We start from the raw sequence: 18,319 nt of genomic DNA on the forward strand, positions 1-18,319 counted from the left end.
ACGAAGGAGGAATCGATATGAAGTTAACACCGGGAGTCATCGTCATTTGCCGCAAAGCGATCGGATGGACACAAAACAGACTGGCACGCGCGTCCGGAATTACGTGTTCGCTGCTTGGCTCAATTGAACGCGAGGAGCGCGCTTTATTGCCACATACGGAGACTAGGATTAGAAAAGCCCTTCCGCTTACCGACGATGAGATAACAGAGCTTGTTCGCGTAAACCGATTAGCAAGTAACAGATAACGCAGACGTCGCGAGACTGAGGCGTTTTTATTTTGCCATAAACGGAGGTACGCGTAATGGGAACGCAAAAAACAGAAGATCGATTCGTAAAGGTACGCCACTCGATCGAAGACGGACGCCACATGGTCCGAATCTATCCGCCGAATAGTGACCTTGAATTCCGCATTGGGCGGCGCCCTGTAAGCGAAGAGGCGACGTCACTTGACGCAATAGTAAACGGATATATGGACGCTGATGAATGGGTCGAAAAGCTCGGCGGAAATGGGATCGTAGTTTACTCAACAGATACGAAAGCGCTCGAAGCGTTTGGTCGTGAGATGGATAAAGTGAACGGCGACTCCAACCCATGAGCGCGAGAGACGATGAGGCGCGTTGTGGTCAAACGAAGAAAATGAGCGGAGGTCGGGCGAATGCCTAGACGCAAGCCGGAAATAGTCCGCGCGATGATATGCAGTGGCGGTCGTTTTTACAGCGGAAGCAAAGTAAAGGTCGCCCGCGTGCAGCTTTCGGACGGTCGGATCGAGTTTTATCGGATAGGTGACGTTGCCGATGCGTATGCGATGGCGATTTTGCTTCCGGTCATGGTTGGGGAAGCGAAAATAAAACCAGTAAAAATGGAGGATATACGATGAGAGAACGTATAAACACATGGAAAGGCGGCGAAGGGACCGCGGACGAACTCGACTGGATCGTACCGTTCGAAGGCTACGTTAGGAAACGCGATGAAGCCCCACGATCGCAACCGCTCCACGAAAAGAGATTGACCGGTAAGGTTACGCGGCGGGTCGGCGGCTACGGTTTCATTCGTTCCGACAGCGGCCGGGACTATTTCGTCCACGTATCGGATAGTACGGCGGGCCGGGCTTGGCGACAGTTTAACGTTTGGTGAACGCCTGTCATTCAAAGCGCAGGCAAAAGATGACGGAAAAGAATACGCGGTCGACTTGTGGGAGACTCGCTAATAAAAACCATAGGGGGAAAAATAAATGTCAGTTCAAGAAATTAGAGATTTAATTGGAAGAGCGCAAGAAGTAGCACATAAATCCGCGGGTGTTTATTTACGATTTCAACAGGATTATGTCACGAGAAAGGGGCAGATTTTCCGCAAATACAAGCCGGACGAGGCCGCTAAAGTTTCAGAATATTTCGCTGGCGTTAAGAAACGCGAGCTAATGCTATCGCTGCGGGAACAGAAACGTGAATATACCGAAGCGCTAACAAAAGCTAAGCAGATGACCGAGCGTTTGATCTATGCCAAGGTACCGAAGGTTGATGCGGAAAAACAAGGTAGATTTGATAAGCGCCTAGTCGAGTTACGTACGGAATTGCTCCTCGCCAATCCTAAGACCGCCCGTGACAAGCTGGCCACGTTCATTCAATCGATCGACGAGCCGGCATTAGCCGTAAAGGTTCGTGATATCTTCCCGGAACTGATTACGCCGATTCTTCAAGCGGCAGGATCGGAGGCGGCTACTTACCGGAACCAACTTCTCGGCTTGTTCGAGACGGTGAAAACGTCGACATTACCGGAAGAAGCGCAGGAGGCCGTCGTGTTACTAGAAACAAGTGACTTCCTTCTAAATTCTCGCGTTATTGGGTTGCAAACGGAATTGTCAATTAGGGAACATTTCGGACCGCGTGTTTCATCATACGTGAATAGTCCTGACGATTATTTCGCGTTGAATCCGGACGATGACGCACCGGTTAAGCCCGAGGAAACCGCGTTTATCTTTGAGGATCCTATGGCGCGAGTTCCTGCGCATAGACCGCAGACAACGCAAACGTCATACTCAGCAAGAAATAGTGGGAGATCAAGCGGTATGAACATTATTCCGCCAAGTCCATTCGATTGATTTTAATACTCTAAAGGGGGATTTAACATGGCAATTCCAAAAATCGATAGAAAAACGGTATCAGGCACCGGTAACGGCACGGCGGACGCGACGGGGTATCCATACGCGAGGGTGTTCGTCGATAAAGGAGCGATTACGGTAAACTCAAGTAATGGTTCATCGTGGGTATGCGACGGAGAGCGTATTTCCGGCGGCGTCATTCTCAACGTTAGAGACGCTATGAGCGGATCACCTTTCGCGGCTAGCTGGCGAATCGAAATGCAAAAAACGATTCCGAACGTTAATCAATCCGTCCTAATAATGAACATGAGCGAATCTGGCCTTACTATTTCTGGCGACGATAACGTATATTTTCGAGGTCAGGACGTTGACCCTGCGACGGTTGATATCACGGGCATGCCGATCAATCTCGAAGCTCTCGGTAAACTGTTTAACCGGGCACTTGTGGAAAGACCGGTCGATGACCCGAATGGCGTAAAGATAGCCGCGAAGTACTGCAAACTTAAAGACGCGATCCTCAATGCGGACGCGTTTAAACCGAAATCATAGAGCATAACGAAGGCTGGCGCTTAATCGCGCTGGCCTTTTTTAATTTACACGAAAGGTGAGGTAAAGGATGACGCAATTAAACGCTGAAACGTGCGCAAAACTCGACCGGATGGCGGAAATCACCCGAGTTCTTGCGCAAATAATCGATAGTCGAAGACCCGGCGAGTACCGTTTTGAGACGGATTATCCGGCGGAGCATCGCAAGTTCTTGCGTATTGCTACGCAGTTTCGATCGATTGGAAATCCGGAATTGAATACGTATGGCTTCCGCGCTCAAGTAGTTTTACGAGAGCTAGCGGAAACAGACCGAACATATCGCACGGCGTGGATTGAATCGCGAGCAGCACGTAAGCAAATGGCGCTGCTCGTTAAAGCGGTCGGAAAATTCCGCGAAGCCGCCGAAAGGTTAAGTGCGGCCGAGGAGAGAGGAGAGTTAACGTATGAGCTTCGACCTGGTTGCGAAACTAAAGTTAACGGATAATTTTACCGGACCATTGCGAAAGGCGACGCGGAGTATGAGCGAGTTAAATAGTAGCGTTAGTACGACGGATTCGCTCATTTCGCGTGCGGCTCACGGAGCATCCGGATTAGCTAACGCGCTCAGATCAGCGGGCAGTAGCGCGGGGACGTCGTTTGGCAAGGTGGCGGCCGGGGCGGGCGCAGCGATCACCGCTTTTAAGGCGTTAGATATGGCGAAGTCCGGGCTGGACAAATCTATGACGCTGTCATCCGATGCGGCTACGGCATCTATCGCATTCGAAACGATGTTAAAGGACGCGGGAAAGGCCCGGCAGTTTATCGCGGATATGACGGACTTCGCTGGAGCGACTCCGTTCGGACTCGATAATGTGCGTGATTCTTCGAAAAAGCTGCTCGCGTTCGGATTCGACGTTAAAAAGGTACTGCCTATGCTTAACGCAATCGGTGACGCATCGGCCGGCCTTGGACTCGGCGGCGACGGAGTTGACCGGATTTCTCGCGCGCTCGGTCAGATGAAGGCGAAAGCGAAAGTTTCATCGGATGAAATGTTACAGTTAACGGAAGCCGGGGTCAACGGTTGGGATATCCTAGCTAAACGGATGAACGTTTCGACGGCGGAAGTAATGAAATTATCGGAAAAAGGCCTGATCCCGGCCGATAAAGCTATTTCAGCGTTAATTGACGGCATGAACGAGCAGTTCGGCGGCATGATGAGCAAGATGGCAGGGACAACGAAAGGTTTGCGCGATCAACTTTCGGACACATTCGATAATAAGCTACTCGTCAAATTCGGTGACGGTATCGGGGCGGCAATCCAACCGCGTTTGAAGAAGATCGTCGAATGGGTCGATAAAAACGACGCTACTATAGCACGGTGGGGAGCGAATATTGAGCGCGTGGCCGAGAGCGCAACCGACGCAATCGCACAGAAATTCGAGGATGCAGCGCGCTTCGTTAAATCGCGTTACATCGATAACCCGGAGTTCCAGAAGCTTACTACGTTCGGGAGCCAGGTTGATTTCGTTTTCAAAGACGTTGAGTCCGCGTTTGATAAATACATGGCGGAGTCAGGCAGTGCGAAACTAACGGAGATATCAGCTAAGATCACTTCTACACTCGCGGCCAGTCTCGGTTCAGCCTCCGGTCCGATTACGGATGCCGCATTAAAAATCGGCGGATCGATTGGTGCGGGAATGTTAAGCGGCCTAAAAGATTCTGTAAAAAATCATCCGATTCTATCCGGAATGGCCGCTGGAGCCGCTACGCCGGGACCGTGGCAGATTAAGGCAGCAAGTGGAGCATCCGTACTCTTTTCCGGCAATATGATGAAATCATGGGAAGGCTACAAGAAGCTGTTCACGACCGGCGAAATCATGGATTCCGAGACAGTATTTGGCGAAAAGAAATATCTTTGGGGTAAGCCGGATAAACCTGACGGATCGTATGCGGGCGGATTGGACCGCGTTCCTAATAACGGATTTATCGCACGGCTGCATAAAGACGAACGTGTGCAGACGAAGGCCGAAGCGGATCAAACGCGTGCCGGTCGCGGTGGCAACAACAGCGTCTACATCGCGAAAATCGCCGAACATATCCATATTCGAAACGATTCTGATATCGAGGCAATAGCCGACAAGTTATCGGAACGATTACGCTCTTATAGGACGGTGCTTCTTAATGGCTAGGCCAGAGATTTTTACCGAAGGTTCCGGAATTGGAAGACTAGCATCCGTGATCAAGTATCTTGGTTATAACGACTTCGACGCGCTTGAATTCGCAACTGTAACGGCAGCTCCGCCTAATCTACGTATCAAAATCGACAATATGAAAATCGAATGTGATGCGGATGATCTTGTTGTTTCCGAGTGTCTTACGGATCATATTGGCGTCATTAAGCGCGCGGACGGAACAGATGAGACAATTACGTATATGGACAGTTTGAAAGTCGGGGATCGCGTAATCGTTTCAAGTATGAACGATGGGCAAGCATACGCGATTCTTGATAGGTTTAAAGTTTATAGACCGGAAGGAGGCATATAAATGGCGAAAAGTTTCGAACTCGATATTTCCGCGTTCCTTCACGCGCTCGATGACGCAGGCGACACAATTGCCGACGGAGCCAAGCGCGGCATGCATAAAGCTCTTGAGGAATGGCAACGCGATGCTGTTAACCTTGCTCCGCTCTACGTGCGTAAGGGACCGAAAGATAAGCGGCCTTCCGGCGCGCTCCGTGCCAGTATCCATACGAAAGTTGAAGGCGACGGCCTCGATGTTACCGGCGAAATAAGCGCGGCCGTGGTCGAAACCGATAAGCGCGGCCGACGATTCGATTACGCGTACTACTTGCACGAAGTTTACCCGCAGAAACACGGCCGCAGCTTTAAGCATCCGTCAACGTCCGGTACGATTCCGGAATTTATTGAAACGCCAGCGGTCTATAAAAGCGACCAATGGTTGCACGATATCGAGAACGAAATCAAAGACGAGCTAAAGCGGAAGGGGTGGTAAGTTTGTTAAAACCGGAGCAATACGTAGCCATTGAGTGGCTATCGCAAATTAAACACGGAGGAAAAACGCTAGAAGAGATCGCAGAGCTTTGCGGAGTCACGCGGCAATGTCTGTGGTCTTGGCGCAGAGATGACGAATTCCAACACGAATTGAAACGCGAGATCGTACGTAATACAATGAGTCGCTTACCGGAAGTATTAGAAGCAATGGCGGATTCGGCGATTACGTTAAAGTCCGCGGCGGCCGCTAAGCTGATACTACAGGCTAACGAGATCATTACGGATAAAGTGCTGATCGAGCAAAAACAGCAGAGAGAATCCGAAGTAGATACGGAGGCACTACGCGCCAAGCTCGAACAGTTTAAAGCGCGTATAGCGAAAGAAACGCCCGCGATGTAAACTCGGTAACATAACGCACAATGCCCGCTATAGCTACGTATATCTCGTATAATCGCGAGAATACGCCTGCTATGGCGGGCTTTTTTCGTTAACAGACGTTTACATTTGCATATGTGAATCGTTGTGACTATTCCGAAAAACGGGGGTACGACCCCTTTTTACGTGACCCCTCCGAAAATTTCGGGGGTCGGAAGTGGCTCGATTGGCGTTAATCTATATGTATCAACGGTTCGCGCTGCCGATTACTTCCGTTCTTAAAGCGAACATCAACCCGTAATCCGGCGTGCATAAACGCTGCATACCGCTCGCTTGGCGTTATATAAGGAATCGCGTAACGACGGGGTTTTCACGTGAGTGCATACGCGTGTATAAACGTTGATTCGCGTGGGGACGGCGGGAATGGCGTAGTGGCGGGGTGCGAGCGGTTTTTAGCGGGATTATTAATCACATATCCGCAATCCTGCGCAATGTATATTCTATGAATCTTTAACGCGGTAAAGCGTAGCCCCCCAAGTGGGCCCTTTTTTGACCCGTTTTTAGGTGCGGAGAAAATCAGCGTATCAAAAATATTGTCGGGGGTTATTGCGTAAATCCGTCCGTTTGGGTACAATAGAATTAACGTAAATAACCGTCAGGGCTAGTCGCAGTCCGCAGTATATTGATACAATCCGCAATCCCGTTCGTAAGTTACAAACGCTGGCCTACCGCGGTTTTAGCCTATCGCTAGCCGAACGACAAATTTTCCATCAATAATCCGAACGCTGTAGCATCCTGCGGTTGCGGTCAGTCGTTCAAGCACAAGGAAGAAGAAGGCTTGGCTCAACCTTGCGAAGATTAATTTATATTTGTAAAGCAGATTCCCTCTGGTGTATAACCTTACATCGCTGGGAATCTTTTTTTTTGTAAACGGAAGGAAAACATACTCTTTTATTTTTTCAGAGAATAAGATAGAACTAGGAAGTGGAAGGGAGGGTGAGTACATGACGAGACAGGAATTCATACAATTACTTGCGCCAATTGCAGTTAAGCTGCGTCTGGAAGGTTCTCCGATTTATCCGTCTGTGCGTATTGCTCAAGCCATGCTCGAGACAGGGGCGAAAGTGAACGCGTGGAACAATTTGGTGGGCTATAAAGTGGGAAGCGGGCAGCTTACTCCCTACTGGCATGGAGAGCATGTATCGACGACAACCTGGGAAGTTATCAATGGAACTCGTTATGACGATGTGGCTGGTGATTTCCGTGCTTATCGAACGATAGAAGATGGCTTTCGCGATCAAGATTTGTTATTTCAATTTTCTCGTTATGCGAGAGTGAGACAAGCGGCTAGTGCGGAAGAACAAACGAATGCGCTGCAGAGTAGTGGGTACGCAACGGATCCTGATTATTCTATAAAGCTAAATCAATTGATTCAGACATCCCGATTAAAACAATATGACGAGGAGGTTATGCATATGCTGGAGGAGATGCAGAAACAAATAGAGATTTTGCAAAAACAAGTCGCTGCCTTAGAGGGTCAGTCGTCACTTGATGTTATCCCGACATGGGCGCAAGCTGCTGTTGACGCGGCTGTCGCCGCTGGACTAATTGATACGCCACTTGGAGGGAGTTATGATTTCTACAGGCTGCTCACGGTGCTTCATCGCAAAGGAGTTGTCTAAGTGAAGTTCCAGAAAAAAAGGCCACAGGTGTTGGGGAACTCCCTTAATACACCATGCGGCCTTTTATTTTGACATTTTCACCGTACTTGGCTTTCATGAGCTTGCTTTGTTCCAGCATATAAGCATAAATTTCTTTCAAGCGATTTTTACGAGGCTTAATAGTTTCTTTAATTTCTCCATTGACTACGATGTCATAGACGATCATGTTACACACTCCTTTATTATTCGGCTATAGATATATTGTATGCTGAGAATATTAAATGACGATTAAATTTATTTATCAATTTTGTGAACAAGCTGAAGGTATTGTTAACAGAATGTTAAAGTTTTTGAAAATACGATCATTTTTTTTTATCAGTAAACGTTTAATTTACCATGTGTATAACTTTATACACATTATCCCCTATATAAATAGACGGATTGTTCCACATATTAACATTTTACCCACAAGATATGCACAATGTTCTGTGGATAACGGAACGCTTGTTCTAAATTTTGCCGCATGATAATATAATTACAAATTCTAGGATAAAGGTGATTTCAGGTGAGACTTATTAGTGATGAAACATTGATTGACTCTTATTACAAAGCGCTAGATTTGAGATTAGAGTCAGATTTTGTCGACCTGTTGCTCGCAGAGATAAAGAGACGTAATTTGAAATTAAATGTGTATGTGAAAGATGAAGTCCCTCTTAACTAAACGGACTAGGTTCCTCTAGTTCATCTTATCGTTGATCGATTTGAACGGTGAAGTTGTGCGAGCAAGCGGTGCAGGTAAAGAGATGGAGGCATGGCTTCTGCTCATGCTGAATTTCTCCCATCGAGATTTGATCTATATCACGGTAAGGGGAATAAGGACCGAGGTAATCATCGAATCTGCCGCAATCCGTAGCTTGATGAGCACAAACCGGACATGCTGCCTGGACAACAAACATGCCATTGCAAACTGAACATATATATGACAAAGGGGTATTCCTCCTAATCCGTAGATTAGGAATAGAATACCCCGTTTTATTTCATACGATCATTAAAATTTCAAGTTGCTGCTGTGGCCAGGCGATAATTTCGCAGATGGGTCAATATATACTTTCGCGTTGTTAATGGCAGTCGGCGCTTCACCGAAACCAACGGCGATCAACTTCAATTTGCCCGGATATGTTGTAATGTCTCCGGCAGCGAAAATACCTGGAACGTTCGTTTCCATTCTGGAATCAACGACAATGGAGCCATTCTCAATAGTTAATCCCCATTCGGAAATCGGTCCGAGCGAAGATACGAAACCGAAGTTTACAATGACAGCATCCACATCACGAAGCGTCTCTTCACCGGATTTGATATCTTTCAAAGTGACTTGTTCGATGCGATCGCTACCATGCAGTTTCGTAATCTCTGTCGGCATCACAATGTTTACTTTGGAATTCATCAAGTTCTCAACGCTATGCTCGTGCGCGCGGAACTTGTCACGACGGTGAATCAGTGTCACTTTTTCAGCGATCGGTTCGAGCATGAGCGCCCAATCGACTGCGGAATCGCCTCCGCCGCTGATTAACACTTTTTGACCTGCGAAAGCATTCAAGTCGCTTACAAAATAATGAAGGTTCCTTTTTTCAAATTGAGCAGCTTCCGGTAATTCCAGACGACGTGGTTCGAATGCCCCTACACCTCCAGTAATGATAACCGCATGGCTGTAATGCACGGCTTTATCTGTAGTGACTTCGAAGAGACGCTCCTCTTTTTTATTCACTTGGTGAACTTTCTCTTCGAGACGAACGTCGATAGGGAAGTGTTTCATTTGAGCGAGCAAATTATTAACTAAGTCTTGGGCTGTTACTTTCGGGAAGCCCGCCACGTCATAAATATACTTCTCAGGATATAAGGCCGCTAATTGTCCACCCAGTTGCGGCATGCTTTCAATGACCTTAACGGAAGCTTGGCGCATTCCGGCATAGAAGGATGCAAACATCCCAGCAGGACCACCGCCAATTACAATAATATCAACAACTTCTTGATTGGTTTCTCTCTCGCTCATCCCAGCCTCTCCTCCAGTTCAATTCCTTTGATGATTTTCCACAGGTACACACATATATAATTATTTACTTATTATAATCTGTTCTTCTATTGAAGGAGACAAAAAGCATGATTTCTTTATTTAAATCGCTTATGAATAGGATACGTTCATCTTACTTTGTGAGGACAGGCAAAATTCGCCTTAATGCCCCATTTTAAGCCAAAATAGCACTTGATATTTACTTATGAACATTATATTATATCATGAGTATCGGTTTATGCATGTTGTGTGATAAATCTCATGCTGTTTCATTATAAATCGCTGCGTGTAAGTGCAAAATAGAATCAGTATGCTACTTTGAAGCTGTTTGTGTAATATTTCACAATATAGAGAGCCATAGAACAATAAAATCGGATATGGAAGTGAGAGAAATATGAGTAGAATACCAAGAATCGTCATCTTAGGTGCCGGTTATGGCGGGATCCTTTCGGCAATCCGTCTACAGAAAGAACTCAACTACAACGAAGCTGACGTAACTCTCGTTAATAAACATGATTATCACTACATTACAACACATCTTCATATGCCTGCGGCAGGAACGGATAATCCTGAAAATGCACGCGTGAACATTTTAAAACTTATTGATGAATTCAAAGTAGATTTCGTGAAATCAACCGTTACGCAAATTCGTCCGCACGAGAAGAAAGTCATCTTGGAAGACGGTACGCTATCCTATGATTATCTGGTAATCGGCTTGGGCGGAGAATCGGAAACGTTCGGAATCCCGGGTTTGAAAGAAAATGCGCTCAACATTCGCAGTATCAACAGCGTTCGTTTCATCCGTGAGCATATTGAATATCAATTCGCTAAATATAAACGTGAGCCAGACCGCAAGGACTATCTGACTTTCGTTATTGGCGGTGCAGGGTTTACCGGAATCGAGTTTATCGGTGAATTGGCTGACCGTGTTCCTGAGCTTTGCAAAGAATTCGACGTGGATCCTTCCCTTGTGAAAATATATAATATTGAAGCGGCACCTACGGCACTGCCTGGATTCGATCCTGAGCTTGTCGAGTATGCTATGAAAGTTCTTACGGATAAAGGTGTAACTTTCAAAATCGGTACAGCGATTAAAGAGTGCACACCTGAGGGTGTTCTTATCGCAGGCGATGAATTCATCAAAGCTGCAACGGTGGTTTGGACAGGCGGTATCCGCGGAAACCACATGCTTGACGATGCGGGCTTCGAAACGATGCGCGGCAGAATCAAAGTCGATGAATTTTTGCGTGCTCCGCAGTTCGATAATGTCTATGTAGTAGGCGATTGCTCTATTGTGATGAACGACGAAGGCAGACCGTTTCCTCCTACAGCGCAAATCGCGATGCAGCAAGGGGAAGCTGTCGCTCACAACCTGATCGCTTCCATTCGCGGTTCGCAAATGAAAGGTTTCAAGTTCTCCAACAAAGGGACGGTTGCTTCTTTAGGTAAAGGACAAGCGATCGGTATCGTTGGTTCCCGCAAGCTTAAAGGGAATGTAGCGGCTATGATGAAAAAAGTGGTCGATATGAGATACTTGTATATCATTGGCGGCATTCCGCTCGTGATTCGCAAAGGGCGTTTCTAGTCATTATTGTTAATCGGGGGGATCGCCATGCGGCATTGCAGTGTCCAAGTAAGAGGACTTCTTACCCGGGATGAACTGGACCGCTACAATGCGCTGATCGACGTAGGTCATTACCTAGAGACCGAGAAACGTTACGATTATGTAGCAGTCGTACAAAAGGAAATCGATATTCTCATCTTGCCGGCGATCGAACGGTTGAAAGATAAAAGCCGTCAGCGCGATCGTGATACCGAAGAATATCTGGCTCGTAAGAAACAGATGGAAGCTGAACTTGAAGCTGCACTTCGCGACGACGAGGATGAGGAGTAAGTCGGTGCAAATAGCAAAAGGAAGCGGGCTCTTGATAGCCGGCTTCCTTTTTTCGTGAGGACGATTAAATTTGAATCAATTTGGCAAATTTGTCTGGTGTCAGCAGGTTGCCGACGTAGAAGTCGCCGAACTCGCCAAAGCGCGCGCTTACTTCATCGAAGCGCATTTCATAAACGAGTTTTTTGAATTGAAGCGCATCTTCAGCGAACAAAGTAACGCCCCATTCCCAGTCATCCAAACCAACGGAGCCTGTGATGATTTGTTTGACTTTTCCGGCATAGGTACGGCCGATCATCCCGTGGCTTCTCATCATTGTTTTGCGATCATCCGCAGGGAGCATATACCAGTTGTCGTTGCCATCACGGCGTTTGTTCATCGGATAGAAGCAGATGTGCTTCGCTTTCGGCAAGGTAGGCTTCAAGCGGGCTTGGAGCTCAGGATCATCGGCTGGATCAACCCCTGGCTTGGCCAAATAGCTGCTTAGTTCTACGATCGAAACATAGGAATAAACCGGAATTGTAAAGGCGGCAAAGCTCGATTTATTAAAGGCATTTTCCAAATCGTTCAGCTCTTCCAGCGTTTCGCGCAATTGCATGAATACAAAGTCGGCTTTTTGGCCTACAATGCTATAAACGGCTGTGCTGCCAAGCTTATCATTTTCGACTTGCTGCCATTCAGTCAGGAATGTATTCAGCTCGTCAGCTGCGTGTTTGCGTTCCTGTGGGGTTGCTGCGTTCCATGCGTTCCAATCGATTAGACGGAAGTCATGAAGCGCATACCAGCCCTCCAGTGTTTGTACGGCTTCGCTCATGTAAAGTCCTCCTTGGAGCTTCCATCTGGAAGCTTACGTCGTAAGCACATAGGCTTGAGATTTTTCCTACATTGTATCCAATTCATAGAAAAAGGGCAAATGGACAAAGCGTGACGTGAAAAAATGTTCAATTTGTGTACACTTTACCTGTGCGAATGGGTCGATTACAATTGAGAAGGAAGTTGCATAATTAAAGGGGGAGAATGTTTTGTTTCAAATGATCATTGCCACAGTCTTGATGCTGGTTTTATTTTTTGGGCTGGGCTTTATTCTGAATATGTTAATGAAAACAACGTGGTTTCCGCTCTACGCGTATATCGTTTTGATTATTGGTGTCATCATTTATGGATCCATGGGGACGGCATCGTTTTTGTCCACTGATACAAGTTTCACCTTCGTAGACTTTGTTCCCGCTGTTGGTGGACTAATTGGCGCCATTTTGAGCGGATCAGCCATTAAAACGTTGCGAATTAAAGGCTTCAAAATGTTCTGAATTTACAGATTTTTCAGTGATACGCTTACCCTAGGGTTGGCGTTTTTTTGCATTTGCATCTAAATATTGGGTTGGTGTTGTTCAGGAAAAATTATCTTTTGTCTGTTCCGTTCCAAGCATGTCGATTTTTGTGGTAGACTGATAGAGAGAAGCTGTACAAGCTAGGCTTGACTCGGATTAAGGCAGGATGGTGCTGTAACAGGATGCGAATGACGAATATGCTGCATTTTACAGAAAATCACCGCTTTTGCGTGAGCAGGGATTTCTCTTTGAGCAGCCTGGATTATAAAATGCTTGCGATGATGTATCAACCTATGATCGGAGGCTATGCCATTAGCCTCTATCAACTGCTCTATCAGCAGATTAGCGCTGAGAGAGTAGGTTATTCGCCGCTGGAGCAGCAGCGGAAGTTATTTCTGCTGCTGGAGCTGGAGCAGGGAGAGCGGGGGCGCAAGTACTTGATTGAGCAGTCCTCCAAGCTGGAGGCGATCGGGCTGCTTCAGACAACCCGCAAGTTTCTGACGGCTGAGGAAGATTACATTTTCGAGTACACCTTGTTCGCGCCGCTCGGACCGAACGAATTTTTCCGCAATCAGCATTTGACGCTGTTGCTGCGGGATAAGGTCGGAAAGTTCATGCTGCTCTCCCTTCGGGAGGAACTGCTGGCGCCAGAGCCGGAGGAATGCAGAGACGCTAGCGAAGAGGATTTGTCAGTGCCCTTCTATGACTTGTTCCGTCTCAATACGCAGGTGATTGACTATGAGTTGGAACAAGCGCTCTATGAAGCTTCTGCGGCAAAGCAGGGGGATGGACGCCTCGATGTGACAACCAAAGGATTCCAGTATGCCGATATTATTATGAGATTTCCTCGGGGGGCAAGCAATCGGGTCTTCGTCGAGGCGTTGAAACATAAGCCTGATCAGATGGCAGCGATTAATATTGTGGCGAAGAAATACAACTTGTCCCTGCAGGAGACATGCCGCCTGCTGGATGAGGATGGCGTGTTTGCCGAGGATGGCGAGTTGCAGATGGATTTGCTTCAATATAATGCGAATCTGTTCTATCGCCAGACGAAGAAGCGCGGCGAAGAGCGCGAGCGGACGTTGGCGCGGTCGGAAGAAAGAGGACAAGGCGAGGAACGCGAAGGTACGGAAGAGAACGCGTCAGAAAAGTCAGTGGAAATGCAGTTTTATTTGGAAGTTCCACAACAGTTGCGTGGCGAGTGTACGGATCACCAGTACAATTACATTATGCGTAATGAGCCTTACACGGCGGTGTTGAAGATGTTTTTCACACAGGGCTCGATCCCGGATGGGGTACTTAATATTTTTGAAAAAATTGATTTGAATTATAAATTGCGTGAGGAAGTTATCAATGTGCTCATTCATTTTCTGCATATTGACCGGCGTTCCTGGGCCAAATCTTCGATTGAAGCCGTTGCTTCCGATATGCTGGGTAAACAAATATCAACGTATGAGCAGGCTGTCGATTATGTGCGGGAGAAGATCAGCTACAAGATGAAGGCAGCGTCCAAAGTGGAGGCGGCCAAAGCTGGCGGCGGCGCAGTAACGCGCGGGCGGCAAGGCAAGACACAAAAGCCGCATATCCCGATTGTTGTTCCGGATGCAGGTGCAACGGCTTCTTCCAGGCTTACGGATGAGGAATTGGAAGCGGCGTTGAGGAAAGCGCAGAAGTTGGATGAGCGATTCAACCGCAAGAGTTAACCCGAGGATGATCTGTGAAGCTGGACAAGAGGGCTGCTTCAAGCTTGATTAATTGTCGGTGCATGTGCAAGGTTAGAAGCGCTGTGGAGGAACGTGGGTGCGCTATTTTCGCCAAAAACAGCTTTTTCAGTGGCTGGCGGAACTAGAGTTCGCTATTTTGTTGTTGTTGGCATCCGGGCGCTCTATTTTCCGCGAATAACGCACTCGTGTTCCGCTGCATCGATAAATAGAGCATGTTTATCTCAATTAGCGGATTGTAGTTCCTCATCAGAAGATGAGAGTAGAGAGCTTTAGCAAAACGCTTAGGAGGTGCTGACGATGGAATCCCTGTCACATTTGCTTAAATCAATGCCCGACTCGGAATGGAGAAGGAACGCGGAAGCGAAGATTCGTGTCGTTATGCAGGATCCGCTGATTGCCAAGTTCCGTCAGAAATACCCGTTCGTGGATGATTATACGGTGAAGATTAATATGAACAAGCTGTACCAGCACGTGACTGAGTATAAGAACTGTTCGAATTGTCCCGGGTTGGAGCTCTGTCCCAATGACATGCCGGGTCATTATACGATGCTCATGGCGGAATCGGTGAACGGAACATCTTTCATTCATGAAGAGAAAGTAGCCTGCAAGAAGTTCATCGGCAAGCAGATGCAGGATGCCATTTCCAGCCGGATTCGCACGTTTCACGTCGATCCCGGTTTAATCAATCGTAACTATTCGTTTGGCGATATTATTAGAACAGACTTAGATCGTGCGAAAGCTGTTACTCAAATCAATGATTACGTGGAAATGACGATTGAGGAAGGGCTGCAAGCCAGAGGGCTCTACCTGTCTGGATCGTTCGGCACAGGAAAAACGTTCTTGATGGGTTACATGCTTCATCAGCTCGCCAAAGTGGGGATGACAGGCGCGATCGTTTATATGCCTGATTTTGCAGAAGATTTGAAGGGCATGTTCGCAGAGCCCTACAAGCTCAAGGAAACAATCGACCTGTTGAAGGAAACCGATCTCTTGGTCTTCGACGATATCGGAGCGGAGAATTTGAATCCCTGGCTGCGCGATCATGTAATTGGCGCTATTTTGAATCACCGGATGAATAGGAAACCGACATTTTTTACGTCTAATTATGATCTGTCGGGCCTGGAGAAGCACTTTAGCTTCACGAATAAAGACGGGGATGAGGAGTACAAAGGCCAAAGAATCATGGACCGTATTCGGCCTTTTGTCGATGTAGTGCCGGTGAATGGCACGAATAAGCGCGGAAGATAATAAAAGCAGTACGCACAAGGGAAACTCGTGCGTACTGCTTTTTTGATCCGAATTAATCTTTCTTCAGCTGTTCCAGCTCGACGGTGACATGTTCGATCATTTGCACGAAGGAAGTGAGCTCTTCCGCACTTGCCGCCTGCGTACGAGCGTATTGGGTCGTCTCATGGGCGCCTTTTTTAACAACTTCGAGCTTTTGTGAAATGAGCTTGAGCTTGGATTGAATTTGGTCCAGCGCTTCCCGGGAATGCGAAGCCAGTTTGCGGACTTCGTTCGCAACGACTTCGAACCCGCGGCCATGCTCGCCTGAACGAGCGGCTTCAATCGCGGCATTAAGCCCAAGCAAATGGGTCTGGTCGGAAATTTCCTTCATGACCGAGCCCATTTTGGCAATATCCTTGATCTCGTCATTTAGCTCATCAATCCGTTGGTTGGAGGATTCTTGGGACTCTGCCGTTTGGATGGCGGTATCGGCTACCGTTTGGGAGCTGCCGCCCAGTTCAACCATCATGGAAGCAAGATCCTGCACGGCTCGAGTGATCGTTGACAGTATTGCTTTTTGATCGTCCGCTAGCACTTGGATTTTTTGTTTTTCTTCATATTCATAAGCTTCGAGCACCAGCTGTGAATCCAGATTGAACATTTTGGTTAGGGCGTGAATCACATTGATCCAATCTTCAGGCATGACTTGTTTGAAATGGATAGTGGCTAAATCCGTATATTTCAAGTATGTACCCAGATACCATGCGGTCGTAAGACCGATTTTAGAGTGAATGTTGCCGATCTGTAAGCGCCTATTTATATAATTATCATCAATAAGGCCGGATGCCATGGACATGAAATACCAGCGTTGCGTTTCTTTTAAACGTTCGACTGTGCTGTGCTGCTCAATAATTGCTTTTAATTCTGGCCAAGAGATAATGTCGGCGTATAACTGATCGACCAATGCATCCACAACTTGCCGGAAGGCAGCTTCTTTGCTTTTCAGCAGATGGAGGTCGTCTTCCGTTAAACCGATGTAGGTAAGTAATTTCTTGCGTTCTGGCAGGCTAAGTTTAATCATAAGTGCGTGTTGTCTCCTTCTCGGTGAGGGTCATTGTTGTGTTCATTTTACAAGAAAAAAACCACTTCGCATGTTGTGCAAAGCGGCTCTTTTTTGTAAGCATAATTCTTATTTCATCACTTGAATAACCGTAGCAATGACGGCTACAACGAATAAAACGCCGAAGAAAACGCCGAAGCCCATGCCAACATCCATGAAATCGTTGCGCGGTTCTTCGTAAACGTGTAGCTCAGGGTGTTTAGGATCGCTCATGTGTGTTACCCCCTAACGTCCGACATTCGTATTGTGTAAGCTTAGTATACCCAAATACGCCGAAAGTTGTAAAGCTTGTTAAGTGACAATTATGCAAACAATATCAGTTAGTTGCGGAAATAAGAAAAAAACACTTGACTCTGACATTAGTGTCATGGTTTACAATAAAGACATCCTTACTTGATCAAGAGGGAAAAGGAAAAAGGTGAGCAGCATGCGGATTAGTGAGTTATCCAAGCTTACAGGCGCCAGTATTCGCTCCTTGCGGTATTACGAGAACAAAGGGTTGATTGCTACAGACCGTGAGGATAACGGATATCGTGTGTTTAACCAAATGGCTGTCGAGCGGGTCAAGACCATTCAGTTTTATTTGAGCTTGGGCTTCACGACGGAGCAGATTGAAAGTTTTCTGAACTGTGTGATGAAGAATCAGGAGTCGCAGTGCGATGACTTGCTGCCGCTTTACACGGATAAGCTGAAAGAGATCGAACAGCAAATGGAAATGCTGCAATTGTTGCAGGCGAATCTGAAAGATCGGATCGCTTATATTGAGCAGCAAAGGCTTCACGGACAGCCTGTGAGCCCAATCAGCTAATCGGGGAATGCCAGCTTTTCACTAGCTTGCGGTTCGGTTGAAATGACCACCCAATGTGGTATACTTTACATGTTAACGTTCATCAGTAGCTTATGATCTACTTGATGTTATAAATTCAAATCCATTCTTAGAAGGAGGAACTATCATGGCAATCGTGAATGTTTCCGATAACAGTTTTAAAGCTGAAGTTGAAGGAGAAGGTACAGTACTTGTAGACTTCTGGGCACCATGGTGCGGACCTTGCAAAATGATCGCTCCCGTACTGGAAGAGCTTGATAAAGAAGTAGAATCTTTGAAAATCGCAAAAGTAAACGTGGATGACAATCCAGAGTCTGCTGCGCGTTTTGGCGTTATGAGCATCCCGACGCTGATCGTTTTTAAAGACGGCCAGCCGGTTGATAAAGTGGTTGGTTTCCAATCCAAAGACGCGCTGAAAAATGTAGTAACGCGTCACCAATAATCAAACATGTGTTCTAGAAAATA

The 18,319-nt window shown here is 46.9% G+C and carries 25 protein-coding genes and 1 pseudogene; 21 read left to right on the forward strand and 5 right to left on the reverse strand.

The window, feature by feature from the left end; genetic code table 11:
• The first annotated feature begins 17 nt into the window (after window positions 1-17).
• The 13 genes and pseudogenes from ABRS97_RS16200 to ABRS97_RS16260 all read left to right on the forward strand — a co-directional run bounded on the left by ABRS97_RS16200 (window position 18) and on the right by ABRS97_RS16260 (window position 7,691).
• Window positions 18-245 (forward strand): helix-turn-helix domain-containing protein, encoded by a 228-nt coding sequence (locus tag ABRS97_RS16200; RefSeq protein ID WP_367815553.1) that lies wholly within the window; start codon window positions 18-20, stop codon window positions 243-245.
• 56 nt (window positions 246-301) lie between these two features.
• Window positions 302-595: a hypothetical protein gene (locus tag ABRS97_RS16205; protein WP_367815555.1), complete on the forward strand. Its 294-nt coding sequence runs from the start codon at window positions 302-304 to the stop codon at window positions 593-595.
• 60 nt (window positions 596-655) lie between these two features.
• Window positions 656-877, forward strand: a complete 222-nt coding sequence (locus ABRS97_RS16210; protein WP_367815557.1) for a hypothetical protein — start codon at window positions 656-658, stop codon at window positions 875-877.
• The gene (locus ABRS97_RS16215; RefSeq protein ID WP_367815559.1) at window positions 874-1,134 is read left to right on the forward strand and encodes a hypothetical protein; all 261 of its coding nucleotides are present in this window, start codon (window positions 874-876) and stop codon (window positions 1,132-1,134) included. Before ABRS97_RS16210 ends, ABRS97_RS16215 begins: the two co-directional genes overlap by 4 nt.
• Before the next feature lie 97 nt (window positions 1,135-1,231).
• A complete protein-coding gene (locus ABRS97_RS16220) occupies window positions 1,232-2,098 on the forward strand; it encodes a hypothetical protein (protein ID WP_367815561.1) in 867 nt (288 codons plus the stop codon).
• A 27-nt stretch (window positions 2,099-2,125) separates the two neighbouring features.
• Window positions 2,126-2,647: a hypothetical protein gene (locus ABRS97_RS16225; RefSeq protein ID WP_367815563.1), complete on the forward strand. Its 522-nt coding sequence runs from the start codon at window positions 2,126-2,128 to the stop codon at window positions 2,645-2,647.
• A 67-nt stretch (window positions 2,648-2,714) separates the two neighbouring features.
• Window positions 2,715-3,128 carry a hypothetical protein gene (locus tag ABRS97_RS16230; protein ID WP_367815565.1) on the forward strand — a complete coding sequence of 138 codons (414 nt, stop codon included), beginning with the start codon at window positions 2,715-2,717 and terminating at the stop codon, window positions 3,126-3,128.
• Window positions 3,088-4,812: a tape measure protein gene (locus ABRS97_RS16235; RefSeq protein WP_367815567.1), complete on the forward strand. Its 1,725-nt coding sequence runs from the start codon at window positions 3,088-3,090 to the stop codon at window positions 4,810-4,812. Before ABRS97_RS16230 ends, ABRS97_RS16235 begins: the two co-directional genes overlap by 41 nt.
• Before the next feature lie 46 nt (window positions 4,813-4,858).
• Window positions 4,859-5,167 carry a DUF2577 family protein gene (locus tag ABRS97_RS16240; RefSeq protein WP_367859120.1) on the forward strand — a complete coding sequence of 103 codons (309 nt, stop codon included), beginning with the start codon at window positions 4,859-4,861 and terminating at the stop codon, window positions 5,165-5,167.
• Entirely contained in the window at window positions 5,168-5,635 is a 468-nt protein-coding gene (locus tag ABRS97_RS16245; protein WP_367815570.1) for an HK97 gp10 family phage protein, read from the forward strand.
• 2 nt (window positions 5,636-5,637) lie between these two features.
• On the forward strand, window positions 5,638-6,033 hold the full coding sequence (locus tag ABRS97_RS16250) for a phBC6A51 family helix-turn-helix protein (RefSeq protein ID WP_367815571.1): 396 nt from the start codon (window positions 5,638-5,640) through the stop codon (window positions 6,031-6,033).
• A 739-nt stretch (window positions 6,034-6,772) separates the two neighbouring features.
• Window positions 6,773-6,871: pseudogene (locus tag ABRS97_RS16255) on the forward strand (iron-sulfur cluster assembly accessory protein); the annotation flags it as partial.
• Between the two features lie 142 nt (window positions 6,872-7,013).
• Window positions 7,014-7,691, forward strand: coding sequence for a glycoside hydrolase family 73 protein (locus ABRS97_RS16260; protein WP_367815573.1), 678 nt, complete (start codon window positions 7,014-7,016; stop codon window positions 7,689-7,691).
• 43 nt (window positions 7,692-7,734) lie between these two features.
• Here ABRS97_RS16260 and ABRS97_RS16265 read toward each other — a convergent pair whose 3' ends face one another.
• Window positions 7,735-7,896, reverse strand: coding sequence for a mechanosensitive ion channel protein MscL (locus ABRS97_RS16265; protein ID WP_367815575.1), 162 nt, complete (start codon window positions 7,894-7,896; stop codon window positions 7,735-7,737).
• Between the two features lie 339 nt (window positions 7,897-8,235).
• Between ABRS97_RS16265 and sda the strand changes: the two genes are divergently transcribed.
• Complete coding sequence (sda, locus tag ABRS97_RS16270) at window positions 8,236-8,391, forward strand: sporulation histidine kinase inhibitor Sda (RefSeq protein ID WP_367815577.1); 156 nt, start codon at window positions 8,236-8,238, stop codon at window positions 8,389-8,391.
• A 327-nt stretch (window positions 8,392-8,718) separates the two neighbouring features.
• Here the strand turns inward: sda and ABRS97_RS16275 are convergent, their stop codons facing one another.
• Window positions 8,719-9,720 carry an NAD(P)/FAD-dependent oxidoreductase gene (locus ABRS97_RS16275; protein ID WP_367815579.1) on the reverse strand — a complete coding sequence of 334 codons (1,002 nt, stop codon included), beginning with the start codon at window positions 9,718-9,720 and terminating at the stop codon, window positions 8,719-8,721.
• Window positions 9,721-10,132: 412 nt separating this feature from the next.
• Here ABRS97_RS16275 and ABRS97_RS16280 point away from each other — a divergent pair, with 412 nt between their 5' ends.
• Both ABRS97_RS16280 and ABRS97_RS16285 read left to right on the forward strand, forming a co-directional pair.
• Window positions 10,133-11,323 (forward strand): NAD(P)/FAD-dependent oxidoreductase, encoded by a 1,191-nt coding sequence (locus tag ABRS97_RS16280; protein ID WP_367815581.1) that lies wholly within the window; start codon window positions 10,133-10,135, stop codon window positions 11,321-11,323.
• Between the two features lie 27 nt (window positions 11,324-11,350).
• Window positions 11,351-11,632, forward strand: coding sequence for a hypothetical protein (locus tag ABRS97_RS16285; protein ID WP_367815583.1), 282 nt, complete (start codon window positions 11,351-11,353; stop codon window positions 11,630-11,632).
• A 64-nt stretch (window positions 11,633-11,696) separates the two neighbouring features.
• On the opposite strand, the gene hemQ is transcribed toward ABRS97_RS16285, so the two are convergent.
• Window positions 11,697-12,443, reverse strand: a complete 747-nt coding sequence (gene hemQ / locus ABRS97_RS16290; RefSeq protein ID WP_367815585.1) for a hydrogen peroxide-dependent heme synthase — start codon at window positions 12,441-12,443, stop codon at window positions 11,697-11,699.
• A gap of 208 nt (window positions 12,444-12,651) precedes the next feature.
• Here hemQ and ABRS97_RS16295 point away from each other — a divergent pair, with 208 nt between their 5' ends.
• From ABRS97_RS16295 to dnaI, 3 genes are all read left to right on the forward strand, one after another.
• The gene (locus tag ABRS97_RS16295; RefSeq protein WP_367815587.1) at window positions 12,652-12,936 is read left to right on the forward strand and encodes a YuiB family protein; all 285 of its coding nucleotides are present in this window, start codon (window positions 12,652-12,654) and stop codon (window positions 12,934-12,936) included.
• Between the two features lie 203 nt (window positions 12,937-13,139).
• The gene (locus ABRS97_RS16300; RefSeq protein WP_367815589.1) at window positions 13,140-14,660 is read left to right on the forward strand and encodes a replication initiation and membrane attachment family protein; all 1,521 of its coding nucleotides are present in this window, start codon (window positions 13,140-13,142) and stop codon (window positions 14,658-14,660) included.
• A 318-nt stretch (window positions 14,661-14,978) separates the two neighbouring features.
• On the forward strand, window positions 14,979-15,929 hold the full coding sequence (gene dnaI, locus ABRS97_RS16305; protein ID WP_367815591.1) for a primosomal protein DnaI: 951 nt from the start codon (window positions 14,979-14,981) through the stop codon (window positions 15,927-15,929).
• 52 nt (window positions 15,930-15,981) lie between these two features.
• Here dnaI and ABRS97_RS16310 read toward each other — a convergent pair whose 3' ends face one another.
• Window positions 15,982-16,989, reverse strand: coding sequence for a protoglobin domain-containing protein (locus ABRS97_RS16310; RefSeq protein WP_367815593.1), 1,008 nt, complete (start codon window positions 16,987-16,989; stop codon window positions 15,982-15,984).
• 108 nt (window positions 16,990-17,097) lie between these two features.
• A complete protein-coding gene (locus ABRS97_RS16315; protein ID WP_367815595.1) occupies window positions 17,098-17,241 on the reverse strand; it encodes a YqzM family protein in 144 nt (47 codons plus the stop codon).
• A 214-nt stretch (window positions 17,242-17,455) separates the two neighbouring features.
• Here ABRS97_RS16315 and ABRS97_RS16320 point away from each other — a divergent pair, with 214 nt between their 5' ends.
• Both ABRS97_RS16320 and trxA read left to right on the forward strand, forming a co-directional pair.
• A complete protein-coding gene (locus tag ABRS97_RS16320) occupies window positions 17,456-17,836 on the forward strand; it encodes a MerR family transcriptional regulator (RefSeq protein WP_367815667.1) in 381 nt (126 codons plus the stop codon).
• Window positions 17,837-17,981: 145 nt separating this feature from the next.
• On the forward strand, window positions 17,982-18,296 hold the full coding sequence (gene trxA / locus ABRS97_RS16325; RefSeq protein WP_367815596.1) for a thioredoxin: 315 nt from the start codon (window positions 17,982-17,984) through the stop codon (window positions 18,294-18,296).
• Window positions 18,297-18,319 lie beyond the last annotated feature (23 nt).

Source organism: Paenibacillus tabacirhizosphaerae, assembly GCF_040812395.1.
Lineage (GTDB): Bacteria > Bacillota > Bacilli > Paenibacillales > NBRC-103111 > Paenibacillus_E.